This window comes from Rhizobium sp. 05N49 (assembly GCF_056396805.1).
The window spans coordinates 378,797-405,217 of sequence record NZ_JBFTME010000003.1 but is presented as its reverse complement, the minus strand read 5'-3'; the positions used below and the strand labels follow the sequence as shown (position 1 = coordinate 405,217).

The window sequence follows — 26,421 nt, the reverse complement described above, 5'->3', positions numbered from 1 at the left end:
AAAGAATCTCTAAAAGAGGGCCTCGAAAAGTCGTTTTCGTGCTTTTTTGGCTATGCTTACGAGAGATTTCGAAAGTTTTTGGGTCGTTTCATGCCGACGGACGGTAAAATCACTTTATCCCGCTTTTCCGTCCCGCCGCACATTTCCACGCTCGCATGAAGAATGGTTGACAGCGCCTCGTCAAAAAGATCATCAACGGCGGTCGAAATTCGGAACCGGATGCCATGTCGGAAAACGCAGCGGGCGCAGTCATCGTCATCTCCAGCCATGTCGTGCGTGGGTCGGTCGGAAACCGTGCCGCGGTCTTCGCGCTGGAAACGCTCGGCCATCAGGTCTGGGCGCTACCGACGATCGTGTTGCCCTGGCATCCAGGCCATGGCCGTTCGACACGGCTTACTTTCGCCGAGGCCGATTTCGAGGCCGCGATCGATGATCTCATCCGCGCGCCGTGGATCGGTGAGGTCAAGGCCGTCCTGTCGGGCTATTTCGGAAACGCGGCCCAAGCCCGTTCCGTCGCGAAGCTCGTTGCGTCGTTGCGCGAGAGGAATCCGGAACTGCTCTATGTCTGCGATCCCGTCATGGGCGATCTTGGCGGCCTCTACGTGCCGGAAGCCACAGCCGAGGCGATCCGTGATCACCTGATACCACTTGCTTCGCTCGCCACGCCCAACCGATACGAACTTGCCTGGCTGTCGGGCGCCGCCCTTGACGACAACAACGCGGTCATGGAGGCCGCCCTTTCGCTCGGTCCCTCGCGCATGCTGGTCACATCGGCGGTGCCGATGATGGCGGGCGGCACGGGCAATCTTTATCTCTCCGGTAAGCATGCTCTGCTTGCAGAACATCGTGTCGTCGAGAACCCGCCCAACGGTCTCGGAGATCTGCTGGCCGCTCTGTTCCTCTCTCGTCTGCTCTCGGGGATGGAGGATGAGAGGGCGCTGCAGTTGGCGACCGCCAGCGTGTTCGAAGTGCTGGCGCGCGCCGTCAAGCGCGGCAGTAACGAACTGATGCTGGCAAGCGATGCCTCCAGCCTCTTGACGCCCATGGCGATGGTGCAGATGCGTCATCTCTTCCATCCTGCGCAACGGCGGAAAAAATAGGGCTGATGCTTTTGCAGCGCAGCAGTTGATCTTGGCTCGCGCGCGCGCTAATCCAAGAGCATGACGAGATTTCCCAACTCCCTCCTGGACGGTTATCGCAACTTCATGAGTGGGCGCTATGCCGATGCCCGCGACAGGTATCGGCAACTTGCGGAAAATGGGCAAAGTCCGACAACGCTCATGATTGCCTGTTCCGACTCCCGCGCGGCGCCCGAACTGATCTTCGATGCCGGGCCAGGTGAACTCTTCGTCATTCGTAACGTCGCCAACCTGGTGCCGCCCTATGAGCCAGACGGCCATTTCCACTCTACCTCGGCAGCGCTTGAATTTGCCGTGCAGGCGTTGAAGGTCAAGAATATCGTCGTCATGGGCCACGGCCGCTGCGGCGGTATCCGCGCGGCACTCGACCCCGATGCCGAGCCATTGTCGCCCGGCGATTTCATCGGCCGCTGGATGTCGCTCGTGCGCCCTGCCGCCGAGCAGATCGGCAGCAACGACATCATGACGCCAGGCGAACGACAGACTGCGCTGGAGCGGGTGTCCATTCGCAATTCAATCAACAATCTCAGATCTTTCCCTGAAATCAAGACGCTCGAGGAAGAGGGCAAGCTGGAGCTTCATGGTGCCTGGTTCGACATCTCGACCGGCGAACTCTGGGTGATGGATTCTGAGACACTCGATTTCGTCCGTCCCGAAATCTAGGGATAGACCGCTTTATCGGTTTTTTAAGATATTCCACTAAGCTCGCCTACGAGGAGCAGCTGGACGTGGATTAAACATGAATTTCGAAGCGGTGAAATTCAAGAATATCAGAAGGGCTGTGCTCGCCGCCATTCTGCTGCCCTTCGTCTTCATGATTGTCGAAGGCGTCGTGTTGATCCGCTCCTCGCTCATGCAATACCACGCGCTCGAAAATGACCATCTCTTTGCCGATGTTCTTGCTCGCGGGGGATCGATTGCGGCCAATGAGATCCTAGCGGAACTCGTCGCGACGCGAGCCTATATCAACGATCGCGATGAGATCACCAGGGCGTCGATGATCGAAAGGCGAAACTCACTCGATAGCGAACTCGCGCGTTTCAACGCAAGTCTTCCAGCCGCTGGAGCAATGGATGTCGGTCTGCAGTCGCAGCTTTCCAATCTCCGTCTCGCTTATAGTCGTATCGTTGCGGCACGATCGGCAGTCGATCGCGGCTATTACGGCAAAGGCGGCAACCCCGTTCATATCTATGGGCAGGCTGGATTGAAGCAGCTTGGACTCGTCGAGTCGCTTTCGTCGAGGATCCATGATCCCGTGTTGATGCGCAAATCCAGCGAGCTGATGAGCATCCTTCTCACCTATTACGGCGAGCGGCTGATCGGCAGTCTTGGCCAGCGTTATCTCGACCGGACCGATTTTTCTGCCATGTCGCACGAGCAGCTCGTTCAAGGCGAAATGATGCTCGGCAACGGTATGGATCGCCTGCGCTTTCATTCTTCTTCGCCTGTCATCCAGGAGATTCTCGACTATAGGGCGCAGCCCGATGAAGTCTGGGCCGATATTTTCACCCAGGCAATGGTTTCCGGGGTGCTGCGACCGGACAAGGCGATCCGGGACAAATGGATCGGCATCCAGAACGAACGGCTGGATTTTCTGCGGCAGAAGATCGCGTCCGTCACCGATGACATCCATGTGACTGGGCAGAGGCTGTCGATGCGCTCTCATATCCACATGACGATCGTGCTTGCTCTGTCAGCCGGGCTGGTGCTGCTCGTTGCCCTTATTGCAGCGCTTGCGGTTCGCGGTATCCGTCTCGTCGCCCGCGTTACCGAAGAGCGTGAACTGCTCGTCAACGAACTGCGCAATGCCGCCCAGACCGATCTTCTGACAGGCCTTTATAACCGGCGCGGTTTTGAGGCTGCTGCTCTAGCGCTTCTGATGCAGGCTGGTTCACGTTGGATTTCCGTCGTGCTGTTCGATCTCGATCACTTCAAGAAAATCAACGACGTGCATGGCCATGACGCGGGTGATGTCGTGCTGAAGCATGTGGCCGGCGTCGCAAGGGAAAGCTTCCGCTCCTTCGATCTATTGGTGCGCCATGGCGGCGAAGAGTTCATGGCGCTGCTCCCGGACTCGACACCCGAGGATGCGGCCATCGTCGCGGAACGTGTCCGGTTGGCGATCGAAGCTGCCGACATCGAACTGCCCGGCGGCGAGCGCCTGCGGGTTACGGCAAGCTTCGGCTGCGCGGGGCGCACAAATGCCGTAAGCAATCGCAATTTCGATGATCTGATAAAGCGCGCCGACCTGGCGCTCTATGCGGCCAAGGCCTCGGGACGCAATTGCGTTGTTGCCGGGCCGATTGTTCCTTCCACGGCACCGCAGGAAGAGCGGCGCAAGGCTGCCGGCGGGAGCCACGATATCCGCATATGAAAAACGCCGCATTCGCATGCGGCGTTCCTGACATTTCCTATCGAACGTCTCTTCAGTTGCCGTCGATCTGCTGGCCGATATAGGCGATTGCCTGCTGATAGACCGTTGCGGCATTCCATCCCTCGATGGCGACGAAGTTTGGCTCGCCCGGCTGGTAGCCTGCGCCGGCGCGCCAGCCGTGACCCTTGAGGAAATTGGCAGTCGAAGCCAGTGCATCAGCGCGAGAGCCGACCATGTCGACGCGTCCGTCGCCGTCGCCATCAGCGCCGTAACGCACCACGTTGCGCGGCAGGAATTGCGTCTGGCCGATTTCGCCATGGGCAGCGCCTCGGGCTTGCGGGCTCAGATAACCCTCCGAAACGAGCTGCAGGGCTGCATAAAGCTGGTCGGTGAAATATTCCGAACGGCGGCAGTCATAGGCGAGGGTCGAGACTGCGGACATCGTATGCTGGTTGCCCATATAGCTGCCGAAGCCGGTTTCCATGCCCCAGATGGCAATCAATGGGCCGGCCGGAACGCCGAAACGGCGCTCGATCGAAGCGAAGAGAGCCTGGTTAGCGGCCTTCATCGACCGTCCGCGAGAGATAACGGCGGCACCGCCGCGCTTCTTCATGAAAGCATCGAAGGATAGCTTGAAGCTCTTCTGGCCGCGGTCGGCCGAAATCGTCGGCTTGTTGTAGCTGACATTGGCGAAGGCGCGGCTCAAGACGGACTGGCTCACACCATTGGCTGCCGCCGTCTGTTTGAAATCGGCGACCCAGGCCTCGAAACCGGCACTGGTGTTACCGCACTGGGCACCCTGCGCGAACGCCGGTACCGCATGGAGGACGCCCATTGCCGCGGCGGTCGCCAGAATCAATTTTGTCATGCGCATTGAGAAACCCCGCTCTCGATCTGCATAGCTTTCAGGCCAGGCAAGAGAATGCCAGTCACCGGCGATTTTGTCACGGTCGCCCTTTAGCGAACGCTTATACGGCGGTATTTGCCCGAAAAAGCCCCGCTCGTCGAGCAGGGCTTTAGCATATTATGGTTTACAAATGGTATCAGGCTGCCTGCTTGCGCGGCTTGACGAGGCCACGATTGATGAGCAGCTCGGCAATCTGGATGGCGTTGAGAGCCGCACCCTTGCGCAGGTTGTCGGAGACGACCCACAGGTTGAGGCCGTTCTCGACGGTCGCATCTTCGCGGATGCGCGAGATGTAGGTCGCGTCCTCGCCGGCAGATTCATACGGCGTGATGTAGCCGCCGTCCTCATGCTTGTCGATGACGAGGCAGCCCGGCGCTTCGCGCAGGATATCGCGGGCCTGATCTGCGGTGATCTCGTTTTCGAATTCGATGTTGACCGATTCCGAATGACCGATGAAGACGGGAACGCGCACCGCAGTGCAGGTCACCTTGATCTTCGGATCGAGCATCTTCTTCGTTTCAGCCAGAACCTTCCATTCTTCCTTCGTGTAGCCGTCTTCCATGAAGACGTCGATGTGCGGAATGACGTTGAAGGCTATGCGCTTGGTGAACTTCTTGTTCTCGATCGGATCGGCAACGAAGACGGCACGCGTCTGGTTGAAGAGCTCGTCCATGCCTTCCTTGCCGGCGCCGGAGACCGACTGATAGGTCGAGACGACGACACGCTTGATCTTGGCGAAGTCATGCAGCGGCTTCAGCGCGACGACGAGCTGGGCGGTCGAGCAGTTCGGATTGGCAATGATGTTGCGCTTCGTGAAGAGCGAGATCGCGTCCGGATTTACTTCCGGAACGATCAGCGGCACGTCGGCGTCGTAGCGCCAGGCCGAGGAATTGTCGATGACGACGCAGCCCTGCTGGCCGATCTTCGGGGAGACGCGCTTGGAAACCTCGCCGCCGGCCGACATCAGGCAGATATCGGTGTCAGAGAAATCGTAATTCTCCAGATTGGAGACCTTCAGCGTCCGGTCGCCATAGGAAACCTCGAGGCCCTGGGAGCGGGAGGAGGCGAGTGCTACGACTTCATCGGCTGGGAAACCGCGCTCGGAGAGAATGTTGAGCATTTCCCGCCCGACATTTCCGGTGGCTCCGGCAACTGCAACTTTGAAACCCATTTCTCAAGCTCTCTTTCTCTTCTCTCCTCTTGTCCGGTGAGGGGGAAGCGCGACATCATCGCGACTTCCTGTCCCCGGCCGGGCCGGGGAGAGAGCGGCAGGCCAGAGACGTCAGACGGTTTTCGTCGTCGTTTTGGCCTTGGTTTTGGAAGAAACCGGAACGGAAAAATCCAGCCCGGCACTTCCTGCCAGGTTATTGCGCTCAGCGATGGCATGCTCGTGGCGAACCATGGATATTCCTTTTCCGTCGTTGCTCTTAAAACGTTTTCCACAGGAGTCAAGGTTTTTGCGTATGTGGCGAGCGGAGGAGAGGGGGTTGCCATGCTGCGGCGTTTTGTCATCCCTCTGTCATTGCCGAGGGGTATCCCCGACCCGTTGTGATGACTGCAACGAAAAACGGGGGTTTTTCCATGCGTATGCTTCTCGCCGCTTTTGCGGCCACCACGATTCTGGCCGGTGCTGCTCAAGCAGCTTCGATCTATCCGCTTGATCGTGCTACGATTCTGGCCGGTTCACCGTTCGACTTCAAGGTCGAGCTTTCCAAGCAGGTCAAGCCGGAAGACGTGAAGATCACGGTCAATGGCCAGGATTACAAGACTGTCCTCGGGGGCGAGGCACAGTTCGTCGAGCTGGAAAAGGGCAAGGAAGACAAGGCTCTCGGTTCAGCTCTCCTGCTGCGCGGCCTGAAGATTGCCGCTCCGGGCACCTACAAGGTTGAAGTCGCCGCCGGCGACGAAAAGAAGGCGGTGACCTGGGAGGTTTTCGGCACTTCCGCACAGCCGAAAGCCAAGAACATCATTTTCTTCCTCGGTGATGGTCTTTCCGTTGCTCACCGCACCGCCGCTCGTATCATGTCCAAGGGCATGACTGAAGGCAAGGCGAACGGCCGCCTGAACATGGACGATCTCGATCATATGGCCTTTATCGGCACGTCCGCCACCGATTCGGTTACCACCGACAGCGCCAATACGATGTCGGCCTACATGACCGGCCATAAGGGCGCCATCAACTCGCTCGGCGTCTATGCCGACAGGACACTCGACACGCTGGACGACCCGCGCGTCGAAACTTTCGGCGAAGCCCTGCGTCGCCAGACCTCGAAGTCGATCGGCGTCGTCACGACCTCGGAACTTCAGGACGCGACGCCGGCCGCCGTCGTTTCCCATACGCGTCGCCGCGACGACAAAGCCGAAATCACCGGCATGCTCTTCGACGTGAAGCCGGATGTCATCCTCGGTGGCGGCTCGGCCTACTTCCTGCCGCAGGCGACTGCCGGCTCGAAGCGCAAGGACGACAAGGACTACGTCAAGATGTTCCAGGACGCCGGCTATAAGCTCGCGATCGACAAGACGGAACTCGCCGCTGCTGCCAGCACTAACGAAGGCAAGATCCTCGGCCTGTTCCACACTGGCAACATGGATACGACGCTTGACCGCGAATTCCTGAAGAAGGGCACTGTCGGCAAATTCCCGGCCCAGCCCGGCCTTGTTGAAATGACCAAGGTCGCGCTCGACAAGCTCTCGAAGAATCCCGAAGGCTTCTTCCTGATGGTCGAAGCTGCCAACATCGACAAGATGTCACATCCTCTCGATGGCGAGCGCGCTGCCATCGATACGATCGAATTTGACAAGGCCGTCGGTCTGGCGAAGGAATTCGCCGCCAGCAATCCCGACACGCTGATCGTCGTCACCGGTGACCATACGCACGGCATCACGATCGTCGGCACGATCGACGATACGATTGAAGGTACGGAGATGCGAGAGAAGGTCGCTGGCCGCAGCTTCACCAACTATGTCGATGCCAACAATGACGGCTATCCCGACAGCGTTGACGTCTCCAAACGTCTCGCCCTGTTCGTCAGTAACTATCCCGACCACTACGAAACTTTCCGCCCGAAGCTGGATAACCCATACACTCCGGCCATCCAGAACGAGAAGAAGGATTACGTCGCCAACGAAGCCTACAAGGATGTTCCTGGCGCCGTCTTCGTTCCGGGTAACCTGCCGAAGAGTGCGGCCACCGGCGCCCATACCGTCGATGACGTTGTCCTGCAGTCGACCGGCCCCGGATCGGAGGGCTTCAAGGGCTATATGGAACAGAGCGACGTCTACCGCGTTCTCGCCGACGCTTTTGCGCTCGGCGCCAAGCAGACGAACTAAGCACCTGTGTCCCAGGCCGCTTGCCGGCCTGGGACTTTTCATCGATCCTCATCCCGGTCGCTATGCGGCCGGGTATCCGTTTCTGGAGACCGCTATGGAAAGGCTCGCTTTGCTGAATCTCAGCCGCCGTCGCCTCATGGGCGTCATGGCCGCGGTTCCCTTCGCCGTCGCCCGGCCTGTGATTGCCGATGATTCCTTGATCAGCTTCGATGAACTCTACGGAAAATTTGGTGTGCTTGGTCTCGAATTTTCCGACAAGGTAAAGCGCCTTGCTGGCAAGGAAATCAGTATCAAGGGCTTCATGGCGCCGCCGTTAAAGGCTGAGGCGCAATTCTTCGTACTTACGGAGATACCGATGTCACTCTGCCCCTTCTGCTCTTCCGACGCAGACTGGCCGGACAATATCGTCGTCGTTTATCTCGGCGAGAAGCAGACCTTCGTACAGCCGAGCCAGACTATCGAAGTGCGTGGCACGCTCGAGTTCGGGTCGTGGAAGGACCCGGAAACCGGCTTTGTAAGCCTGCTGCGTATCCGCCAGGCCGAATATTCCAGCGTCTGAGCATCGATGCTAGCTCTTGAAATCGAACAATTGGCCATGACGTTTCCTGGCCTTTCGGCACCTGCGCTCGCCGTCGATCATCTGTCGATCGCTGCGGGCAGCCGTGTCGTGGTTACCGGCGCCTCGGGATCCGGCAAAAGTACCTTCGTCAATATCGTCACCGGACTGGAGAGGGTTTGCGAGGGCCGTGTCCGCTGGAACGGTGAGAATATTGCTGCGCTCTCCGAAAGTCGCCGTGACCGCTTTCGGGCTGCCAATATCGGGTTGGTCATGCAGGAATTTCACCTTTTCCCCGGTCTGTCCGCTGTCGAAAATGTGCTGTTGCCTGCGCGTCTCGCGCGTGCCGCGACGTCGACGATAATCGAGCGCGCCCACGATCTCCTCCACACTGTCGGTCTTGAGCGCGCCGCACAGAGGATCGAAACCATGTCGCGTGGCGAAATGCAGCGTGTGGCGATTGCCCGGGCGCTGCTGCGCAAACCCGGTGTCATCGTCGCCGACGAACCGACCGCGAGCCTCGATGCCGAAAGCGGCGATGCCGTCGGTGATCTGCTGCTCGATCTTGCCATGGCTGAAGGCAGTACCCTGATCGTCGTGTCGCACGATCCCCGCCTCGCCACTCGTTTCGACCGACGCCTGACGTTTCGTTCCGGCCGCATTATCGACGATTCCGCGATCAAGGGAGCGGCCGCATGATCCGCTTCATCCTTGCCGATCTGCGCCGTTTATGGGCCGGCTCTCTCGTTGTCGTGCTGCTCGTGGCGCTTGCGACCGCGCTCGGCGTTTCCGTCATCCTGCAGGAAAGGGCTCTTCGTCTCGGCAGTGCGCGGGCGGCTGACAAGTTCGATCTCGTCATCGGCGCGGGCGGCAGCGAGACCCAGCTCGTGCTCTCGTCCGTTTTCCTGCAGCCGTCCGCGCTGCCGCTAATGTCCGGCGACGTCCTGGCAAAACTTTCTGCCGATCCGCGCGTCGAATGGGCTGCCCCCGTTGGTTTCGGCGATTCCTTCTCAGGCTATCCGATCATCGGCACGACGACAGCGTTGACGGAAACGATTTCCGGCGGCTTTTCCGAAGGTCAAGGTTTCGCCAGCGAGGGCGAGGCTGTCATCGGCTCGAGCGTTAGCCTGGCTATCGGCAGCGAGATCAAACCGATGCACGGCACGATCGAAACCGGCGGCCATACGCATACGGAACTTGCCTATCGCGTAATCGGGCGCCTACGACCGACAGGCACAGCATGGGACCGGGCCATTCTCGTTCCGATCCAAGCCGTCTGGCATATTCATGGGCTGGAAGCGGGCGAAGAGCACGACCATGACCACGCCGCCGCGGAAGGCGCTCATGAGGAAGCCGACCATCATGCGGAGGCTGAAACCCATGCCGGCCTGAACGAGAACTGGACTGGGGAAACACCCGGTCTTCCGGCCATCCTCGTCAAGCCGAAGACGATTGCCGATGCCTACAAACTGCGGCAGGACTATCGTAATGGCACGACGATTGCCGTCTTTCCCGGCGAAGTCTTGACCAATCTTTATGCGACGCTCGGTGATGCCAAGCAGATTCTTGTTGCCGTTGCCTCTGGTGCGCAGGTGCTGGTCGCAGCCTCGCTGATCCTTGTGACTGTCATCCATATCGGCCAGCGCCGCAGGCAGATCGGTGCGCTGCGTGCCTTCGGTGCTCCCCGCAGTGCCATATTCGGTATTGTCTGGCTGGAGTTCTTTATTCTTGTTGCCGCTGGGGTCGGGCTTGGTTTTACACTCGGCTACGGTGCCGCGCTCATTCTTTCCGGCTTCTTCTCGCAAAGCAGTGGCGTCAACCTGCCCGTCGGCTTCGCCCGTGAAGACGGAGCGCTTGCTATAATGCTTCTTGCCTTCGCCACTGTCCTCGCCGCCTTGCCGGCGGTGCTCGCCTATCGGCAGTCTCCGGCCCAGGCTTTGCGGGGGTGAGCATTGCGGCGGGCCTGTTCCGCCATGCTGTGACCATCCATGCACAAAAATTAGACTAAAGTCATAATCCCAAAGCATCCCTCTTTCTGACTCGTCTTTTCTGTCAAACTCTCGTCAGGCGTGTCGTGGCCAGGGGTATGCTTCGAGGAGAGTAGGCCGCGACCGTTGCTCATCACTCTGTGGAGGACAGACAATGGCAAATGTCGCAAGCGTCGACGGTGCGAAAGCCGGTCCGATGACGGGCGAGGAGAAGAAGGTCATCTTCGCCTCGTCGCTCGGCACGGTTTTCGAATGGTATGATTTCTATCTATATGGTTCGCTCGCCACCTATATCGGCGCGACCTATTTTACCCAGTATCCGGAAGCAACGCGCAACATCTTCACGCTGCTCGCTTTCGCTGCGGGTTTCCTGGTGCGCCCATTCGGCGCGCTGGTCTTCGGCCGTCTCGGCGACCTCGTCGGCCGCAAATACACCTTCCTGATGACCATTCTCATCATGGGCTTCTCGACCTTCCTGGTCGGCATCCTGCCGGGCGCGGCCTCGATCGGCATTGCCGCTCCGATCATCCTGATCGGCTTGCGTCTGCTGCAGGGTCTGGCACTCGGCGGTGAATATGGCGGTGCGGCGACTTATGTTGCCGAACACGCGCCGAACGGCCGTCGCGGTTATTTCACGTCCTGGATCCAGACGACGGCAACGCTCGGTCTCTTCCTGTCGCTGATCGTCATCGTCTCGGTCCAGTCGATCATGGGACCAACTGCCTTCGCCGCCTGGGGCTGGCGTATTCCGTTCCTTGTCTCCGTCGTCCTGCTCGGCATCTCCGTCTGGATCCGGTTGAAGATGAACGAGTCGCCCGCCTTCCAGCGCATGAAGGCCGAAGGCAAGGCATCGAAGGCGCCGTTGACGGAAGCCTTTGGTCAGTGGCGGAATGCCAAGATCGCGCTGATTGCGCTTTTTGGTGCCACCATGGGTCAGGCGGTGGTCTGGTATGGCGGGCAGTTCTATGCCTTGTTCTTCCTGCAGAACGTGCTGAAGGTCGATCTTCAGTCGGCCAATATCATGGTCGCCATCGCACTCTTCCTTGGCACTCCGTTCTTCGTCATCTTCGGCGGACTGTCGGACAAGATCGGCCGCAAGCCGATCATCATGGCGGGTCTTCTAATTGCAGCGGTCACCTACTTCCCGCTGTTCAAGGCGATGACTTATACGGCAAACCCGGCCCTTTACGAGGCGCAGGCGACGATCCGGGCAACGGTTACGGCCGATCCGGCGGATTGCAAATTCCAGTTCAATCCGACCGGTACGTCGAAATTCACCAGCTCCTGCGACATCGCAACGGCGTTCCTGACCAAGAACTCTGTGCCTTATGACGTGGTGCCGGGTCCGGCCGGCCAGCCTGCAACCGTGAAGGTCGGTGACGATACGATCACCAGCTACGACTCCGTTGCAGCCGGTGCTGATGCGGCCAAGACCGGTGCCGCGTTCGAAAAGGGTGTCAATCTTGCCCTTCATGATGCTGGCTACCCGCTGAAGCGCGGCGCTGCCAAGGTTGCCGATGCCAAGCTCGATGCCTTCATCGCTGCCAATCCGGAGCTCACCCTCAATGCCGATGCGATACGTGCCGGCCAGAAGGAAACGCTGCCGGCCGACAAACTCGTTGCCGGCAAGCTGCTGACGGCGGATGAAGCAAAAAGCGTGACGGATATGGCGGTCTACACGATCCCCGGTGCCGGTTCGTTCGCGATGACGGCCGATCCTGCCCGCGTCAACTGGGTGGGGACGATCGCCATCCTCTTCGTGCTCGTGTTCTACGTGACGATGGTCTACGGCCCGATCGCGGCACTACTGGTCGAGCTCTTCCCGACCCGCATCCGCTATACCGGCATGTCGCTACCCTATCATATCGGCAACGGCTGGTTCGGCGGTCTGCTGCCTGCTACGGCCTTCGCGATGAGTGCTGCCGCCGGCAACATCTATTATGGCCTCTGGTATCCGATCGTCTTCGCAGCGATCACGCTGGTCATCGGTATTCTGTTCCTGCCGGAAACCAAGAACCGCGATATTCACGCAATGGATTGAGACGCGGTGGATATCCTGAAATCAAAGACCCGGCGCCCGAAAGGCGCCGGGTTTTTCATGTGTCATTTTCTCATGCGCATCTCTTATGCGTCCGGGAAGTATCGCTTGGACATCGGCCAGCCGTCCGGCGCGAGCCTGAAAAGCAGGCCGTAGCGGGCATAGACGATCGCCGTCAGCAGCGAGAACCAGGCGCCGAAGGCGAGGCCGGCTATGACATCGCTTGGATAGTGCGCGCCGACCATGACACGCGTCATGCCGAGCCAGATGGCGCCGGCGATGAACGGAACTCGGTAGCGCGGGAAGAGCAACGCGAAGGCGGCAAAGAAAGCGCCGACCGTGGTCGAATGGCCTGACGGAAAACTCTCCAATGCAGCACGGCCGGAGAAGGGCGTGAAGGAAAGCACGCCGAGATCCTGGAAATGTTCAGGGCGCGCACGACCGATCGTGCGTTTCAGAAGATTTGCAAGCAGGCCGGAAAAGACGACAGTCGTGAACAGATAGGCGCCGATCCAGCTCACATAGAGCGCCTGGGCCCTTGCCTTTGCGCTTTTCAAGAGTTTGTAGCCGGCTCTGCCGTGAAAGAAGAGCAGGACGCTGGTGAGGATCAGCCAGGCGGAATCGCCGAAATCGGTCAACATTTCCCCAAAGCGCTGAATGGGTTCCGGCAGGTGACCGGCACCAATCGGTGCATCGAAGATCAGCATGGAAAGGATGACGGCATTCAGGGTAACGAAAAGGCATGCGCGCCAGCGCAATGGTGGCATGACGCATCTATTTCTGCGCCAGCGCCTGTCCAGTGAGACTAAAAGTGCCCGCATCCATACTACCCATATAATCCTTTAGGACTAGGAATAGGCAGTGAAGATGCACAGGATTACGACAGAGACCGGGTTTGGTCAGATAATTCTCTTCGATCTTGGCAACGACTGCTCTTGGCGCTGATGGATGAGACCGGGCCAAATAAAAGGCCCTCCGCACGGGTGCGAAGGGCCGAAAAGCGTTTCACGTGAAATATCAGGCGGAAAGCGCCTTGAATTCGGCGAGAATGGCTTCGCCCATTTCGACGGTGCCGACCTGGCGGCTGCCCTGTGCCATGATGTCGCCAGTGCGGATGCCCTTGTCGAGCACGTTTGCTATCGCCTTTTCCAGGTTATCCGCTTCCTTGACCATGTTGAAGGAGTAGCGAAGGCACATGGCGAAAGAGGCGATCATCGCGATCGGGTTGGCGATACCCTTGCCGGCGATATCGGGCGCCGAGCCGTGCACCGGCTCATAGAGCGCCTTGCGCTTGCCGGTCTTGCCGTCCGGTGCGCCGAGCGAGGCAGACGGGAGCATGCCGAGTGAACCCGTGAGCATGGCGGCCACGTCGGAGAGCATGTCGCCGAAGAGGTTGTCGGTGACGATGACGTCGAACTGCTTCGGCTGGCGCACAAGCTGCATGCCGCCGGCATCGGCCAGCATATGCTCGAGCTGGACGTCGGAATATTTCGCCTTGTGGGTTTCCGTCACGACCTGGTTCCAGAGCACGCCCGACTTCATGACGTTGCGCTTTTCCATGGAGCAGACGCGGTTGTTGCGAGTGCGGGCCATTTCAAAGGCGACGCCGGCAATGCGCTCGATTTCGTAGGTATCGTAAACCTGGGTATCGATACCGCGCTTCTGGCCGTTGCCGAGGTCGATGATTTCCTTCGGCTCGCCGAAATAGACGCCGCCCGTCAGTTCACGGATGATGAGGATGTCGAGGCCTTCGACCAGTTCCGGCTTCAGCGAGGAAGCGGAAGCAAGCGCCGGATAGCAGATTGCAGGGCGCAGGTTTGCGAAGAGTTCCAAGTCCTTGCGCAGGCGCAGCAGGCCGGCTTCCGGGCGAACTTCATAGGGAACGCTATCCCACTTCGGGCCGCCGACGGCACCGAAGAGCACGGCATCGGCAGCAAGCGCCTTCTTCATGTCGTCTTCGGAGATCGCCGCACCATGCGCATCGTAAGCAGAACCGCCAACGAGGCCTTCATCGGTGACGAAACCGGCATTCATCGCTTCGTTCATGTAAGCGATGATCTTGCGGACCTCGCCCATCGCTTCGGGGCCGATGCCGTCGCCCGGCAGCAGGAAAAGATTGCGCACTGTCATGAAAGCCTCCGCGGAAAAACAAGCTGCGGCTTCTTAGACCCCGGAAATGGGCATTTCAAGCGAGAGAAGGGGTGAATCGGTACGCCTGGCTTGGTGTCATGTGATGTCCGACACGGTTGCTCCCGTGCTCGCAAACGGGCTAGAACGATAACCCTGCCCATTCTTTTTCGGATATTCGTCCATGTCTTTCGCGCCTCTCCATTTCGACACGCCTCTCTTCCAGACGGCACCTGATTACAGCGCCAGTGGCAAGCCGCTCTGGCTGAAGCTCGATGCGCTGCAGCCTTCCGGCAGCTTCAAGCTTCGCGGTGTAGGCCGGCTTTGCCAGCATGAGGTTCAAAACGGCGCGCGCGAGATCTTCTGCGCTTCGGGCGGCAATGCCGGCATTGCCGCGGCCTATGCCGGACGGGCGCTCGGCGTGCCTGTTACTATCGTCGTGCCCGAGACGACAGCGCCGGACGTGCGCCGGACGATTGCCGCAACAGGTGCCAAGGTGCTCGTCCATGGATCTGTCTTCGACGAGGCCAATGCGCATGCAATCGCTCTCGCTGAGAGCCGCAAGGCAACCTATGTGCATCCTTTCGATCATCCGCTCCTGTGGGATGGCCATGCCACGCTGATCGACGAGGTGGTGGCGAAAGGGGCCAAATTCGACTGCGTCGTTACCAGCGTTGGCGGCGGCGGGTTGCTTGCCGGAATCGTCGAGGGATTGAGGCGGAATGGGCTTTTCGACGTGCCTGTCATTGCCGTCGAGACGGAGGGAGCGGCATCATTTCATGCCAGCCTCAAGGCCAACGAGCGTATTTCGCTACCGGCCATTACATCGATTGCCACCTCACTCGGCGCACGGCAGGTGGCGCAGCATGTTTTCGATCTGCCAAAGCACCATCCGATTGAAAGTGTTCTCGTCAGCGATGCCGATGCCGTTGCCGCCTGCCGGAAATTTGCCGATGCGCAGCGCATCCTGGTCGAACCGGCCTGTGGTGCAGCACTGGCCGTCGCCGATGTCCACGCTGACCTGCTGTCGCGCTTTAACAATCCGCTCATCGAAGTCTGCGGCGGTATCGGCGTGTCGCTCGAAAAGCTTGACCTCTGGAAAGGGAAATTTCTCTGAGACCCGGGCAAGAAAAAGCCGGGCAGAAAGCCCGGCTTGATCTAAAAGCAATTTGATAGGGCTCAGGCAGCCCAGGGGTGCGAAGCGGCGTTCTTCTTTTCGAATTCGTCGATCGCCTTGCCCTTTTCCATGGTCAGGCCGATATCGTCGAGGCCGTTCAGCAGGCAGTGACGCTTGAATTCGTCGAGATCGAACTTGATCGAGCCGCCGTCCGGACCGGTGATTTCGAGGTTTTCGAGGTCGACGCTCAGAACGGCGTTGGAGCCGCGTTCGGCGTCGTCCATCAGCTTGTCGAGGTCTTCCTGACTGACCTTGATCGGCAGGATGCCGTTCTTGAAACAGTTGTTGTAGAAGATGTCGGCGAAGCTGGTGGAGATCACGCAGCGGATGCCGAAATCGAGCAGTGCCCACGGAGCATGTTCGCGCGAGGAGCCGCAGCCGAAATTGTCGCCGGCAACCAGGATCTTTGCCTCGCGGTATGCCGGCTTGTTCAGCACGAAATCAGGGTTTTCGGAACCGTCTTCATTGTAGCGGGCTTCGGCGAAAAGGCCCTTGCCAAGGCCGGTGCGCTTGATGGTCTTCAGATAGTCCTTCGGAATGATCATGTCGGTGTCGATATTGACGACCGGCAGGGGCGCTGCAACGCCCGTGAGCTTCACGAATTTATCCATGACCCATGCTCCATTTCAGCAAAACGTACTTTCTGAATTTGCATCTATTCCAGTTTTCCGCCGAAATGAAGAAGAATCTTTCGCCGATGCAGGCCACGCGACGTTTCGCGTGGCCTGCCGATTGCGTATGTCTTCTTACTAGGCCTTTACTTGGATGGGGCGTTCAGGCCCCAGAGCACGCCGAACGGATCACGAAGCTGGCCGTAGCGATCGCCCCAGAACATCAGTTCGACCGGCATGACCACTTCGGCGCCGGCAGCCACCGCGCGATCCCACCAGAAATCGATATCGTCGATGACAAGCTGGATGGCGAAACCTTCATGGCCTTTGAAGGGATGGCCGTATTCCGGATAGGCATCCGACAGCATTAGCGAGCTGCCGTTGATATAGAGGTGTATATGCATCGTACGGCCGCTTTCATCGGGCGGCACGATATAGGCCTGTTCGGCGCCGAAAGCCTTCTTGTAGAATTCCGCAGCCTTTGCCGCGCCATCGACCGTCAGATAAGGAAGCAGGCCATTCTTGACCGGCGGCATCTTGGCCTGGTTGCTTTCCATCGCGTCCATGCTCGTCCTCCATTCGTTTTTTGAAGTGCCGGCTGAATGCTCGGCTGCTTCAAGGACGTAGCAAGGGAGTGTGAGCCGACAATGTCGGTCAGAATTTTCAGGGAAAAGCGATCAGAGATCGATGATGGTGCCGCGGCCGTCGTTCCAGATGCGCATTTCGCGCTTGCCGTCAGCGCGGGCGCGGACGGGAGCCGGCTTCATCTTCATCGAAAGGGCGCGGCCGACCATGAGCACGGTCAGGATGCCGCCGACGGCGAGCGTGACCGAGAATGTGAGAAGCAGCATGGCTACGAAAACCGTGGCGCCGGCAAGCATGAAGAAGATGGAGCGAATGTTCTGCATTGGTTAGAGACCTTTCTACGGAAAGGAATGTGGTCCTTCTTTTTTCTCTCTGCAAGCCAAGCATGGCTTTTTGTTGTCTTGCCGGGTTTTGCGAAGCTTGGCACTAATAATCCATGAGCCGAACACCACCTCTCCGTTCCCTGCGTCTGCGCCGCTCTGTGCTGAGCGTGCCCGCCATCAATGCGCGGGCGCTTGAAAAGACCTATTCCCTTGATTGCGATGCAGTTATTTTTGATCTGGAGGATTCCGTAGCCCCCGATAAGAAAGCGGAAGCCCGAGACAATCTGAAAGCTTTTTTTGCCGGACCGCCGCTTGAGGGCAAGGAAAGGATCATCCGCATCAACTCTTTGTCATCCGGATACGGGCTGGTGGATCTGGAGCTGATAAAGACATTATCGCCCGATGCCGTTCTCCTGCCGAAGGTGGACGAACCGCAGGACGTCATGGCCATCGGTGATCTGCTTGCCGAAGCCTATGCGCCGGACGAATTGCGCATCTGGGCGATGATCGAGACGCCGCGCGGCGTGCTGAATGCCGCAGCAATCGCCGAATCCGGCCGCACACCGGGATCGCGGCTCGATTGCCTGGTCGTCGGGCTCAACGATCTGCGCAAGGAAACGGGCGTCTTGCCGCAGCCAGGGCGGACCTATCTCGTGCCCTGGCTGATGCAGGTCGTTCTGGCGGTAAAAGCCTACGGTCTCGATGCGCTGGACAGCGTGTTCAACGATTTCCGGGATGGCAATGGCTTCGATGCCGAATGCGGGCAGGGCCGTGCCATGGGTTTTGCCGGCAAGATGCTGATCCACCCGACGCAGATTGCAGCCGCCAACGTGCATTTCGGACCTGACGAGGAGGAGATCGCGGAGGCGGAGGCCATCATCGCCGCATTTGCCGACCCCGCCAGTGAGGGACACAACGTCATCAATGCGAACGGGCGGATGATCGAGCGGCTGCATCTTGTCCAGGCGGAAGCTCTGGTCCATAAAGCGCACCTGATTTCCGCAAGAAAGCCCGCCTGATGAAACTCTACCGCTTCCTGACCGGTCCCGACGACGCTTCCTTCTGCCACAAGGTGACGGCGGCGCTGAACAAGGGCTGGTCGCTGTCGGGCTCGCCCACCTATAGCTTCAACGCTGCGACCGGCCAGATGCAGTGTGGCCAGGCCGTCGTCAAGGACGTCGAGGGCAAGGATTATCACCCGGACATGAAGCTGTCCGAGCAATAAGGTCAGCGTTCGGCCGCTTCTTCGGCGCTTGCCTCAATGCGTTCCATGTCATCGTCGCTGAGGCCGAAGTGGTGGCCGATCTCATGGATCAGCACATGGGTGATGATGTCGCCCAGCGTTTCGTCGTTTTCGGCCCAGTAATCGAGGATCGGACGGCGATAGAGGCGGATGCGGTTCGGCATCTCGCCGGTTTCCACGGTAAAGCGCTCCGAAATGCCGCGTCCCTCGAAAAGGCCGAGCAGGTCAAAGGGTGTTTCAAGCGCCATATCCTCGAAAACTTCGTCATCGGGGAAGTCTTCGATTTCGATTGTCAGATTGGTCGTCAGCTTGCGAAATTCGTCCGGCAGATGGCTGTAGGCCTCCATTGCCAGCGACTCGAAGGTGCTGATCGTCGGCGCATGGCGATCCCGCCAATCATCGCTCCGGTCTACGTGGGCCATGAATATTCCTTCCTTTGCCGGCCCATATAGAACCTTTATCGCCGATTTTCGAGTGCGGAATCAAAGGCAGGAATAAATTCTTATAAAATGACGGTTGACTCTTTATTAGAGCTCTGGAATCCATAGGAACATAACAGGAACAAGACGAATGGAGAGACCGCCATGGCGCAGACCGCCCTGGCGCGCGAGCGGCTTTTTGCGCTCCGCGAAACCATTGCCCGACTGGAGGGAAAGTCCGCGCCGGCGCTGGCCGCAGCGGAACGGGAAGCCCTGTCGGAAGGGCGCGAGCGGCGGCAGGGGCGCATTCTGCCGCGCCTGCCTTTCGGTGTGGAGCAGTTCGATGACGCCTTGGAAGGTGGCCTTCAGCTCGATGCAATTACCGAATTTCGCGCGGCGAGTTCTTGCGATGCAGGGGCGGCAAGTGGTCTGGCGATGGCCATTGCGGCGCGATTGCAGAAGCAGGAGGAGGAGACCAGCAGGCTGCTGCCGCTGCTCTGGATCGGTGATGTTGTCGGTACACTGGAGGCGGGGCGCCCTTATGCTCCGGGGCTGAGGGATTTCGGGCTGAAGCCGGAGAGGTTTTTCCATGCCGCGCCGCGCAAGCTGGAAGATGCGCTCTGGCTGGCGGAAGCAGCCATCGAAAGTGCTGCCTTCTCGGCCGTCGTCTTCGAAGTGCGCGGCAATCCCCTGCATTTCGGCCTGACCGAAAGCCGCCGGCTCAGTCTCAGGGCGCGTGCGGTGCAGCGTCCGCTCTTTCTCCTCCGGCAGGCGGGAGAGGAGGAAGCGAGCAGTGCCGCCTTCCGCCTGCATGTCGAGCCGGCGCCGTCGGATCTGCGACCGTTGCCGGACGGATCAAAACTTTCCGGCAGCATCGGCAATCCGATTTTCCGTCTCACGCTGGAGAAGAGCCGCAATCCGGCCCCGCTCTCCTGTCTTCTGGAGTGGAACCCCCATGAACGCGAATTTCTCCCCGTCAACGAACCAAGCTTCGCTCGCCCTCCAGGCGAACAATCAACGCATTCTGTCGCTCAGCTTTCCGCATCTGCCAACGGACCGCATCGCCCGCAGGCGATGGGGGCTGTCCTGGCGTTCGAAAGGGCGTCCTGAAGCGGCCCCCCTCGTTTGTTCCGGCAAGCTCAACAATGCCATGCGGCTGACGGCGCTGGATGAATTCGCCGAGAAGCTGGGATTGCGGAAGGAGCAGGGCGTTGCCGAGGCGCGCGCCATGTATCCGGCGCTCGATGTCGTGGAAGAGGATCCTGCGGCCGACCGCCGGCTGCTGGAGGCGATTGCTGACTGGTGCGACCGCTATACGCCGATGGTGGCGCTCGATGGAAAGGATGGGCTGTTTCTGGATATTACCGGCTGCGCTCATCTCTTCGGTGGGGAGAGGGCGCTTCTTCAGGATATCCTGTCACGGCTCTTTCATATGGGGCTTGATGCGCGGGGCGCGATCTCCTCGTCGCCTGGTCTTTCCTGGGCTGTCTCCCGTTTCGGACAGGGTGGCGTCGTGGACGACGAGGAGAGTGAGCGCATGCTGATGCCGCTGCCCGTCGCGGCCCTGCGGCTGGAAGGCCAGACTGTCGATGCCTTGAGGAAGCTCGGTCTCAAATATGTCGGTGACGTTATCCATGCGCCGCGGGCGCCGCTGACCCGCCGCTTCGGGCCGGCACTGCTGTTGCGCCTCGATCAGGCGCTGGGCCATGAAGAGGAGCCGATTTCGCCCCGGCTTCCCGTTGCTAGCCTCTCTTCCGAATGTCGCCTGGCCGAGCCGATCGGAACGGAGGAACAGATCCTCGCCGTTACCGGGCAGGTTGCCATATCACTTAAACCCTCTCTGGAAGCGCGCGGCGCCGGCGGACGGGTGTTCGAACTGGTGCTGTTTCGTGTCGATGGCCGGGTTTACCGCATTTCCGTCGGGGCCTCGCGGCCGCTTCGCGAACCGAAGCTTATAGCGGGATTATTTTCCGAGCGCCTACAGGTGATCTATGACGATATCGACGCCGGCTATGGTTTTGAGATCCTGCGCCTGAATGTATTGCGGCATGATCCGTTCAACGATGCGCAGGGTGATTTCGAGGGAGATCGACAGGGGGAAATCTCGCTTTCGAGTTTTGTCGACCGTGTCGCGGCCCGGCTTGGCGCGGATTGCCTGCAGAGCTTCCAGCTTCGGGAGAGCCACGTGCCGGAGCGCGCCGTCATCACGGTATCGGCAATGGAGAACCTTCCGGCACGGCGCAAATCAGAGCAGAGGCGCGCGCTGCCTTTTCGTGAGGAACGTCCGCTGCGGCTCTTTGCAACGCCGGAGCCGGTCGAGGTCGCATTTGCCGAAGTGCCCGACGGCGCGCCGCAAACCTTCCGCTGGCGGCGCCTGCAGCATCAGGTGGCAAGAAGCGAAGGCCCTGAACGAATTGCCATGGAATGGTGGATCGATGGCGATGATGCCGAAGCGCGGGATTATTTCCGGATCGAGGATGAGGACGGCCACCGCTTCTGGATCTATCGCCGGGGTCTCTATGGAGACAGCCCCGATCCTCGCTGGTTCATGCATGGGGTCTTTGCATGAAACCCGAACCGGCATTTTTCGAGATCGGCGCGAAGACGAATTTCTCGTTCCTCGAAGGCGCTTCGAAGCCTGAAGAGATGGTCGTACAGGCCGCCTGCCTGAAGCTCGGCGGCCTCGGCATCGCGGACCGGAATTCGGTTGCCGGCGTGGTGCGGGCCCATGCGCAGGCACAGCAGCTTGAGGAGAGATACAGGAACAGGGATGCGATTTTAGCCGAGGCGAAGAAGAAGGGAAAAACGGAGATCATTTTCGATCCTATCCGGGTTCAGCCGGGTGCCCGCCTCGTTTTTTCGGATGGAACACCTGATGTCCTTGCCTATCCGTGCAACCGGAAAGGTTGGGCAAATCTCTGCCGTCTGCTCAGTGCAGGCAATCTGAAGGAAGAAGCGGTCAAGGGAACCTGCATCCTGACGGAAGCGGAGCTTATGGAATGGGGTGACGAGATGATGCTCGCCCTTGTCCCCGACCGGGCTGTCGTAAATGATCCGGGTTGCCAGCCTGTTCTTGAAGAATATCTGGACCGGTTCCGCAAACGGTTCCGCAAGGCGTTTTTCATGGCGCTGTCACCAGCCTATGACGGTCGCGACCGGCAGGCCTTTGCGGTGCTTGCCATGCTTGCCGCCCGCAACCGGGTGTCTCTAATTGCGACCAATCAGCCGCTCTATCATGACACCGAGCGCCGGCCGCTTTCGGATATCGTGATCGCCATACGGGAGCATGTGGAGATATCGGAAGCCGGATTCCTACTGGCACCGAATGCAGAGCGCTATCTCAAGGATTCACGTGAAATATCGAGGATCTTCCGGGATTATCCGGATGCGGTCGAGAATGCGCAGCTGTTCTTCGGGAAGCTAAGCTTTTCGCTGAATGAATTGAAGCACAATTATCCGCCTGAAAACGATCCTGGCGAAACACCACAGGAGACGCTTGAGAGGCTTACCAGAGCGGGTGCTATAAAGCGCTACCCTGATGAGGTTCCGAAAAAGGTTGATGAACAGATCGCCTACGAGTTGGATCTGATTAAGCGCAAGAATTACGCCTCATACTTTCTGACGGTCCATAAGATCATTCATCACGCCCGCCATGTGCTCAAGGTCCTCTGTCAGGGACGTGGTTCGGCGGCCAACTCAGTCATTTGCTATTGCCTTGAGATCACGGAAGTCGATCCTACAAAGACCACGCTTCTCTTCGACCGGTTCATTTCGATGGATCGGGACGAACCGCCCGATATCGATGTCGATTTCGAGCATGAACGGCGGGAAGATGTCATTCAATCCATTTATGAAAGATACGGTCATGAGCATGCCGGTCTGACAGCAGCTGTTACTAGCTACCGCACCCGTTCGGCCGGTCGCGAGGTCGCCAAGGCCTTCGGTCTGTCGGAAGATGTCCAGTCGGCAATCAGCAGTCTGGTCTGGGGTTGGTCCGAGGACAATCTTTCGGAACGGGATGCGAAGGCGGCCGGCCTCGATATGAAGGATCGGGTGACGTGGAACGTGCTGAAATACGCCTCCGAGCTTTTGAGCTTTCCGCGTCACCTTACCCAGCATGTCGGCGGTTTCGTTATTACGCGAGACCGGCTCGATGAGGTGGTGCCGATCATGAAGACGGCAATGCCGGATCGCTACATGATCGAGTGGGACAAGGATGACCTCGATAATGTCCAGATCCTCAAGGTGGATGTGCTGGCGCTTGGTATGCTGACTTGCCTGCGAAGGGCCTTCATGCTGCTTGAACTACACTACGATGTAAAGAAGACGCTCGCTGATCTCGGCAATAAGGAGCATGGAGAGGAGGGTGAGCCCGTCTACGACATGATGGGCCGCGCCGATACGCTTGGCGTTTTCCAGATCGAAAGCCGAGCTCAGATGAGCATGCTGCCGCGCCTAAAACCACGCGTGTTTTATGACCTTGTCATTGAAGTGGCGATTGTCCGGCCAGGGCCAATTCAAGGCAACATGGTACATCCTTATCTGAAGCGTAGAGAGTTGCGGGATAAGAATCTTCCCATCGAATATCCAAGTGAGAAACTAAAAACTGTTCTTGAAAGAACCCTTGGGGTTCCCCTGTTTCAGGAGCAGGCCATGCAGATCGCCATTACCGCAGCAGACTTTGAACCAGCAGAAGCAGATCGGCTCCGACGGTCGATGGCGACATTCAAGAGAACCGGCACCATTGATAGTTTCCAAAAACGGTTCGTGGATGGAATGATCAAAAATGGCTACGACCCTGAGTTCGCGGAGCAATGTTTCAACCAGATCAAGGGTTTTGGTGAATATGGCTTTCCAGAGAGCCATGCGGCCTCATTTGCTCTGCTCGTCTATGCATCCTCGTGGCTGAAAGCCTATTATCCCGACGTCTTCTGCGCGGCGATGCTGAATTCGCAGCCGATGGGTTTTTATGCGCCGGCGCAACTGGTGCGGGATGCACGTGAGCATGGGGTGAAAATCCTGCCGGCAGATGTCAATCTGTCGAATTGGGAGTGTACGCTTGAAGAGGCGGCTTTTGAGCCGGCAGCAATCGATTTTCGCCACGGCGAGATGCGGGATATCATCAAGACTCGCCATGCTGTTCGGCTTGGTCTTCTGCAGATCAAGGGTGTTTCCTCTAAAGATATGGGAAAGCTCGTCGAAAACCGCGGTGAGAGTTACCATTCTGTACGTGACCTCTGGTTACGCTCCGGCCTGCAGAAATCTGTCATCGAACGGCTGGCAGATGCAGATGCTTTTCAATCCATCGGACTATCACGACGCCAAGCGTTGTGGGCGGTGCGAGCACTGGATGTGAAAAGCGCGACTGAGGAACTGCCGCTCTTCGAGAAGGTTCGCCACATCGATCTTCAGCCTGAGCCGGCTGCCAAACTCCCTGACATGCTGCCGGGCGAACAGGTCATCGAGGATTACCGCTACCTGTCGCTCTCTTTGAAAGGGCATCCCGTTTCCTTCCTGCGTGAAGAGCTAGGCAGGACGGGCGTCACGCGCAATGTCGATCTGCTTCGCGTTACGAATGGGAGGCGCGTGATCATCGCGGGATTGGTGCTGGTACGCCAGCAGCCGGGTTCCGCGAAAGGTGTGATCTTCATGACGCTGGAGGACGAGACCGGCGTTGCCAATGCCATCGTCTGGAAGAAAGTCTTCGAAAAATACCGCGCCGTGGTCATGGGCGCCCGGCTCGTGAAAATCTATGGCAAATTACAAAGCCAGAGCGGCGTCATCCATACCGTTGTCGAACATATCGAGGATATGACGCCGCTGCTCGGTATCCTTCAGCGAGAGACGAAACGCTTCGGCGTCAGCGAACGCTCGGACGAGGTGTTGCGCGCGACACAGGATCACCGGCAGCGGAAGGAGGCGGATAGCCTGGCGCGGGACAACCTGCTCAGGAAGATCGGCGAGAAAAGACCATCAGAGAGGGCGAGGGACGGTGATATCGCGGAGACCGCGAGCGTGATGCCGCGCGGGCGCAATTTCCACTGATTGATCCTCGCGGCCTGGAAATTGATGCTTCTTAAGGACTTACGAACAAGCTCGCCAGTGTGTGATGTCCCGCGGCGGAATCGTGATCGAATGAGGGTCGCGAATTTTCTTGACAGTTCCTATCTTCTTTTGCAGAAAACACGATAGTAAGTGTCATGTTTGGAATGAAGACGTGCTCGTCTGCAGTTGCAATTACATAACCGACAAGGAAATCCGGGACGTTATCAACAATCTTCTCGATGAGGATTGCTGGCAGCTTATCGTTCCTGCGAAGGTCTATCACGCCATGGCCAAGCGCGGCCGTTGCTGCGGTTGCTTCCCGAACGTTGTCGATATCATCATCCAGACAACCGAAGATTATCACGCTCGCCGCCACTCGACGGAAGCGGAAATATTTGATTTCATGTCCCGCCTCAGAGAATTCCATGAAGAAAACAGGAGAGCGGACATTGAAAGGCGACAAAAAAGTCATCGAGCGGCTTAACGAGGCCCTCTTTCTAGAGCTCGGTGCAGTCAACCAGTATTGGGTTCATTATCGCCTTCTTGAAGATTGGGGTTATACCAAACTCGCCAAGAAGGAGCGCGCCGAATCGATCGAGGAAATGCACCATGCCGACCGCCTGGTCGCGCGTATCATCTTCCTCGAAGGCCATCCCAATCTGCAGACGCTTGCACCGCTGCGCATCGGTCAGAACGTCAAGGAAGTGCTGGAAGCCGATCTTGCCGGAGAATACGACGCCCGCACCGCCTACAAGAAGTCTCGCGACATCTGTCATGACGCCGGCGATTACGTTTCCATGAAGCTCTTCGAAGAGCTGCTGGCAGACGAAGAAGGCCATATCGATTTCCTCGAAACCCAACTCGATCTGCTCGAGAAGATCGGTGAAGCCAAATACGGCCAGCTCAACGCAGACTCGGCGAACGAAGCCGAGTAATTCACCATCGACATCCTATCTCGGCCGGTCGCCTTTCAGGCGGCCGGCATCGTTTATTGCGCATCGATGACAGCTTCGTTTGACGCTCAGTCTTCCGGGATCAGGCCGGAAAGATGACGGAATTCCGCCACGACCCGTTCATAGACAGTGCGCTTGAAGGGAACGATCAGGCCCGGCAGTTCCTCCATCGGCTTCCACTCCCAGGCGTCGAATTCCGCCTCATGGCCGCCGGGGGGCGGGTTGATGGCGACCTCGCTTTCATCGCCTTCGAAGCGGAAGGCAAACCAGCGCTGCGTCTGGCCGCGATACTTGCCCCTTAAGCCGATGCCGATCAGTTGCGGCGGCAGGTCGTAATTGATCCAGTCTTTCGCCTCGGCAAGCAGCGTCACGGTCCGGATACCGGTCTCTTCGTAAAGCTCGCGATAGGCCGCTTCCAGCGGGTCCTCACCCTTGTCGATGCCGCCTTGGGGCATCTGCCAGAGCTGCGGCGAGCCGTCATATTCAGAATTGCCGTCAGGGATGCGCCGTCCGGCCCAGACAAGGCCCTCGCGGTTCAGGATCATTACGCCGACGCAGGGGCGATAGGGCAGGTCCTCGGCTCTTACAGTCGCCTGGCTCATGGTT

26 protein-coding genes are annotated in these 26,421 nt (G+C 58.7%); 16 read left to right on the top strand and 10 right to left on the bottom strand.

Annotated features, from left to right (window positions below; translation table 11 throughout):
• Window positions 1-224 precede the first annotated feature (224 nt).
• The 3 genes from pdxY (at window position 225) to AC1DF8_RS09195 (ending at window position 3,513) form a co-directional block, all read left to right on the top strand.
• Window positions 225-1,100 carry a pyridoxal kinase PdxY gene (pdxY, locus tag AC1DF8_RS09205; RefSeq protein WP_112970688.1) on the top strand — a complete coding sequence of 292 codons (876 nt, stop codon included), beginning with the start codon at window positions 225-227 and terminating at the stop codon, window positions 1,098-1,100.
• Window positions 1,101-1,160: 60 nt separating this feature from the next.
• Entirely contained in the window at window positions 1,161-1,802 is a 642-nt protein-coding gene (locus AC1DF8_RS09200) for a carbonic anhydrase (protein WP_112544942.1), read from the top strand.
• A gap of 91 nt (window positions 1,803-1,893) precedes the next feature.
• Window positions 1,894-3,513, top strand: coding sequence for a GGDEF domain-containing protein (locus tag AC1DF8_RS09195; RefSeq protein WP_478153164.1), 1,620 nt, complete (start codon window positions 1,894-1,896; stop codon window positions 3,511-3,513).
• A 52-nt stretch (window positions 3,514-3,565) separates the two neighbouring features.
• Here the strand turns inward: AC1DF8_RS09195 and AC1DF8_RS09190 are convergent, their stop codons facing one another.
• The 3 genes from AC1DF8_RS09190 to AC1DF8_RS09180 all read right to left on the bottom strand — a co-directional run bounded on the left by AC1DF8_RS09190 (window position 3,566) and on the right by AC1DF8_RS09180 (window position 5,885).
• On the bottom strand, window positions 3,566-4,387 hold the full coding sequence (locus AC1DF8_RS09190; RefSeq protein ID WP_478153058.1) for a lytic murein transglycosylase: 822 nt from the start codon (window positions 4,385-4,387) through the stop codon (window positions 3,566-3,568).
• Window positions 4,388-4,556: 169 nt separating this feature from the next.
• A complete protein-coding gene (locus AC1DF8_RS09185; RefSeq protein ID WP_112544940.1) occupies window positions 4,557-5,591 on the bottom strand; it encodes an aspartate-semialdehyde dehydrogenase in 1,035 nt (344 codons plus the stop codon).
• 111 nt (window positions 5,592-5,702) lie between these two features.
• Window positions 5,703-5,885 (bottom strand): hypothetical protein, encoded by a 183-nt coding sequence (locus tag AC1DF8_RS09180; RefSeq protein ID WP_478153162.1) that lies wholly within the window; start codon window positions 5,883-5,885, stop codon window positions 5,703-5,705.
• 116 nt (window positions 5,886-6,001) lie between these two features.
• On the opposite strand from AC1DF8_RS09180, the gene AC1DF8_RS09175 reads away from it, so the two are divergent.
• From AC1DF8_RS09175 to AC1DF8_RS09155, 5 genes are all read left to right on the top strand, one after another.
• Entirely contained in the window at window positions 6,002-7,750 is a 1,749-nt protein-coding gene (locus AC1DF8_RS09175; protein WP_113144994.1) for an alkaline phosphatase, read from the top strand.
• Window positions 7,751-7,844: 94 nt separating this feature from the next.
• Entirely contained in the window at window positions 7,845-8,309 is a 465-nt protein-coding gene (locus tag AC1DF8_RS09170) for a hypothetical protein (protein ID WP_113144993.1), read from the top strand.
• A 6-nt stretch (window positions 8,310-8,315) separates the two neighbouring features.
• A complete protein-coding gene (locus tag AC1DF8_RS09165) occupies window positions 8,316-9,005 on the top strand; it encodes an ABC transporter ATP-binding protein (RefSeq protein WP_478153055.1) in 690 nt (229 codons plus the stop codon).
• Window positions 9,002-10,255: an ABC transporter permease gene (locus AC1DF8_RS09160; RefSeq protein ID WP_478153053.1), complete on the top strand. Its 1,254-nt coding sequence runs from the start codon at window positions 9,002-9,004 to the stop codon at window positions 10,253-10,255. The genes AC1DF8_RS09165 and AC1DF8_RS09160 overlap by 4 nt, the downstream gene beginning before the upstream one ends.
• A 193-nt stretch (window positions 10,256-10,448) precedes the next feature.
• Entirely contained in the window at window positions 10,449-12,335 is a 1,887-nt protein-coding gene (locus tag AC1DF8_RS09155) for an MFS transporter (RefSeq protein ID WP_112544935.1), read from the top strand.
• A gap of 83 nt (window positions 12,336-12,418) precedes the next feature.
• Here AC1DF8_RS09155 and lpxE read toward each other — a convergent pair whose 3' ends face one another.
• Both lpxE and leuB read right to left on the bottom strand, forming a co-directional pair.
• Entirely contained in the window at window positions 12,419-13,153 is a 735-nt protein-coding gene (gene lpxE, locus AC1DF8_RS09150) for a lipid A 1-phosphatase LpxE (protein ID WP_183849690.1), read from the bottom strand.
• Window positions 13,154-13,349: 196 nt separating this feature from the next.
• Window positions 13,350-14,462 carry a 3-isopropylmalate dehydrogenase gene (leuB, locus tag AC1DF8_RS09145; RefSeq protein ID WP_112970695.1) on the bottom strand — a complete coding sequence of 371 codons (1,113 nt, stop codon included), beginning with the start codon at window positions 14,460-14,462 and terminating at the stop codon, window positions 13,350-13,352.
• 181 nt (window positions 14,463-14,643) lie between these two features.
• Here leuB and AC1DF8_RS09140 point away from each other — a divergent pair, with 181 nt between their 5' ends.
• Window positions 14,644-15,576: a pyridoxal-phosphate dependent enzyme gene (locus AC1DF8_RS09140; protein WP_478153050.1), complete on the top strand. Its 933-nt coding sequence runs from the start codon at window positions 14,644-14,646 to the stop codon at window positions 15,574-15,576.
• A gap of 62 nt (window positions 15,577-15,638) precedes the next feature.
• On the opposite strand, the gene leuD is transcribed toward AC1DF8_RS09140, so the two are convergent.
• The 3 genes from leuD to AC1DF8_RS09125 all read right to left on the bottom strand — a co-directional run bounded on the left by leuD (window position 15,639) and on the right by AC1DF8_RS09125 (window position 17,155).
• A complete protein-coding gene (leuD, locus tag AC1DF8_RS09135) occupies window positions 15,639-16,247 on the bottom strand; it encodes a 3-isopropylmalate dehydratase small subunit (RefSeq protein ID WP_112970697.1) in 609 nt (202 codons plus the stop codon).
• 146 nt (window positions 16,248-16,393) lie between these two features.
• The gene (locus AC1DF8_RS09130) at window positions 16,394-16,813 is read right to left on the bottom strand and encodes a VOC family protein (RefSeq protein ID WP_112544930.1); all 420 of its coding nucleotides are present in this window, start codon (window positions 16,811-16,813) and stop codon (window positions 16,394-16,396) included.
• Between the two features lie 111 nt (window positions 16,814-16,924).
• The gene (locus AC1DF8_RS09125) at window positions 16,925-17,155 is read right to left on the bottom strand and encodes a hypothetical protein (RefSeq protein ID WP_007824784.1); all 231 of its coding nucleotides are present in this window, start codon (window positions 17,153-17,155) and stop codon (window positions 16,925-16,927) included.
• A 113-nt stretch (window positions 17,156-17,268) separates the two neighbouring features.
• On the opposite strand from AC1DF8_RS09125, the gene AC1DF8_RS09120 reads away from it, so the two are divergent.
• On the top strand, window positions 17,269-18,174 hold the full coding sequence (locus tag AC1DF8_RS09120; protein ID WP_183849686.1) for an HpcH/HpaI aldolase/citrate lyase family protein: 906 nt from the start codon (window positions 17,269-17,271) through the stop codon (window positions 18,172-18,174).
• On the top strand, window positions 18,174-18,380 hold the full coding sequence (locus AC1DF8_RS09115; protein WP_112970700.1) for a DUF1737 domain-containing protein: 207 nt from the start codon (window positions 18,174-18,176) through the stop codon (window positions 18,378-18,380). The genes AC1DF8_RS09120 and AC1DF8_RS09115 overlap by 1 nt, the downstream gene beginning before the upstream one ends.
• Before the next feature lie 2 nt (window positions 18,381-18,382).
• On the opposite strand, the gene AC1DF8_RS09110 is transcribed toward AC1DF8_RS09115, so the two are convergent.
• Window positions 18,383-18,820 (bottom strand): metallopeptidase family protein, encoded by a 438-nt coding sequence (locus AC1DF8_RS09110; RefSeq protein ID WP_007824789.1) that lies wholly within the window; start codon window positions 18,818-18,820, stop codon window positions 18,383-18,385.
• Window positions 18,821-18,982: 162 nt separating this feature from the next.
• On the opposite strand from AC1DF8_RS09110, the gene AC1DF8_RS09105 reads away from it, so the two are divergent.
• The 5 genes from AC1DF8_RS09105 to bfr all read left to right on the top strand — a co-directional run bounded on the left by AC1DF8_RS09105 (window position 18,983) and on the right by bfr (window position 25,797).
• Window positions 18,983-19,927 carry an ImuA family protein gene (locus AC1DF8_RS09105; RefSeq protein ID WP_478153046.1) on the top strand — a complete coding sequence of 315 codons (945 nt, stop codon included), beginning with the start codon at window positions 18,983-18,985 and terminating at the stop codon, window positions 19,925-19,927.
• On the top strand, window positions 19,839-21,386 hold the full coding sequence (locus AC1DF8_RS09100) for a Y-family DNA polymerase (protein WP_478153160.1): 1,548 nt from the start codon (window positions 19,839-19,841) through the stop codon (window positions 21,384-21,386). Before AC1DF8_RS09105 ends, AC1DF8_RS09100 begins: the two co-directional genes overlap by 89 nt.
• A complete protein-coding gene (locus AC1DF8_RS09095; RefSeq protein WP_478153044.1) occupies window positions 21,383-24,862 on the top strand; it encodes an error-prone DNA polymerase in 3,480 nt (1,159 codons plus the stop codon). Before AC1DF8_RS09100 ends, AC1DF8_RS09095 begins: the two co-directional genes overlap by 4 nt.
• Window positions 24,863-24,971: 109 nt before the next feature.
• Window positions 24,972-25,346: a (2Fe-2S)-binding protein gene (locus AC1DF8_RS09090; protein WP_112544925.1), complete on the top strand. Its 375-nt coding sequence runs from the start codon at window positions 24,972-24,974 to the stop codon at window positions 25,344-25,346.
• A complete protein-coding gene (gene bfr / locus AC1DF8_RS09085) occupies window positions 25,312-25,797 on the top strand; it encodes a bacterioferritin (protein WP_027512212.1) in 486 nt (161 codons plus the stop codon). Before AC1DF8_RS09090 ends, bfr begins: the two co-directional genes overlap by 35 nt.
• Before the next feature lie 86 nt (window positions 25,798-25,883).
• Here the strand turns inward: bfr and AC1DF8_RS09080 are convergent, their stop codons facing one another.
• A complete protein-coding gene (locus AC1DF8_RS09080; RefSeq protein ID WP_113204266.1) occupies window positions 25,884-26,417 on the bottom strand; it encodes an RNA pyrophosphohydrolase in 534 nt (177 codons plus the stop codon).
• Between the last annotated feature and the right edge of the window lie 4 nt (window positions 26,418-26,421).

Bases quoted from the DNA above. Each gene is read 5' to 3' on its own strand.
- pdxY (WP_112970688.1), top strand. From the start codon at position 225: ATGTCGGAAAACGCAGCGGGCGCAGTCATCGTCATCTCCAGCCATGTC.
- AC1DF8_RS09200 (WP_112544942.1), top strand. From the start codon at position 1,161: ATGACGAGATTTCCCAACTCCCTCCTGGACGGTTATCGCAACTTCATG.
- AC1DF8_RS09190 (WP_478153058.1), bottom strand. From the start codon at position 4,387: ATGCGCATGACAAAATTGATTCTGGCGACCGCCGCGGCAATGGGCGTC.
- AC1DF8_RS09185 (WP_112544940.1), bottom strand. From the start codon at position 5,591: ATGGGTTTCAAAGTTGCAGTTGCCGGAGCCACCGGAAATGTCGGGCGG.
- AC1DF8_RS09175 (WP_113144994.1), top strand. From the start codon at position 6,002: ATGCGTATGCTTCTCGCCGCTTTTGCGGCCACCACGATTCTGGCCGGT.
- AC1DF8_RS09170 (WP_113144993.1), top strand. From the start codon at position 7,845: ATGGAAAGGCTCGCTTTGCTGAATCTCAGCCGCCGTCGCCTCATGGGC.
- AC1DF8_RS09165 (WP_478153055.1), top strand. From the start codon at position 8,316: ATGCTAGCTCTTGAAATCGAACAATTGGCCATGACGTTTCCTGGCCTT.
- AC1DF8_RS09160 (WP_478153053.1), top strand. From the start codon at position 9,002: ATGATCCGCTTCATCCTTGCCGATCTGCGCCGTTTATGGGCCGGCTCT.
- AC1DF8_RS09155 (WP_112544935.1), top strand. From the start codon at position 10,449: ATGGCAAATGTCGCAAGCGTCGACGGTGCGAAAGCCGGTCCGATGACG.
- lpxE (WP_183849690.1), bottom strand. From the start codon at position 13,153: ATGCGGGCACTTTTAGTCTCACTGGACAGGCGCTGGCGCAGAAATAGA.
- leuB (WP_112970695.1), bottom strand. From the start codon at position 14,462: ATGACAGTGCGCAATCTTTTCCTGCTGCCGGGCGACGGCATCGGCCCC.
- AC1DF8_RS09140 (WP_478153050.1), top strand. From the start codon at position 14,644: ATGTCTTTCGCGCCTCTCCATTTCGACACGCCTCTCTTCCAGACGGCA.
- leuD (WP_112970697.1), bottom strand. From the start codon at position 16,247: ATGGATAAATTCGTGAAGCTCACGGGCGTTGCAGCGCCCCTGCCGGTC.
- AC1DF8_RS09130 (WP_112544930.1), bottom strand. From the start codon at position 16,813: ATGGACGCGATGGAAAGCAACCAGGCCAAGATGCCGCCGGTCAAGAAT.
- AC1DF8_RS09125 (WP_007824784.1), bottom strand. From the start codon at position 17,155: ATGCAGAACATTCGCTCCATCTTCTTCATGCTTGCCGGCGCCACGGTT.
- AC1DF8_RS09120 (WP_183849686.1), top strand. From the start codon at position 17,269: ATGAGCCGAACACCACCTCTCCGTTCCCTGCGTCTGCGCCGCTCTGTG.
- AC1DF8_RS09115 (WP_112970700.1), top strand. From the start codon at position 18,174: ATGAAACTCTACCGCTTCCTGACCGGTCCCGACGACGCTTCCTTCTGC.
- AC1DF8_RS09110 (WP_007824789.1), bottom strand. From the start codon at position 18,820: ATGGCCCACGTAGACCGGAGCGATGATTGGCGGGATCGCCATGCGCCG.
- AC1DF8_RS09105 (WP_478153046.1), top strand. From the start codon at position 18,983: ATGGCGCAGACCGCCCTGGCGCGCGAGCGGCTTTTTGCGCTCCGCGAA.
- AC1DF8_RS09095 (WP_478153044.1), top strand. From the start codon at position 21,383: ATGAAACCCGAACCGGCATTTTTCGAGATCGGCGCGAAGACGAATTTC.
- AC1DF8_RS09080 (WP_113204266.1), bottom strand. From the start codon at position 26,417: ATGAGCCAGGCGACTGTAAGAGCCGAGGACCTGCCCTATCGCCCCTGC.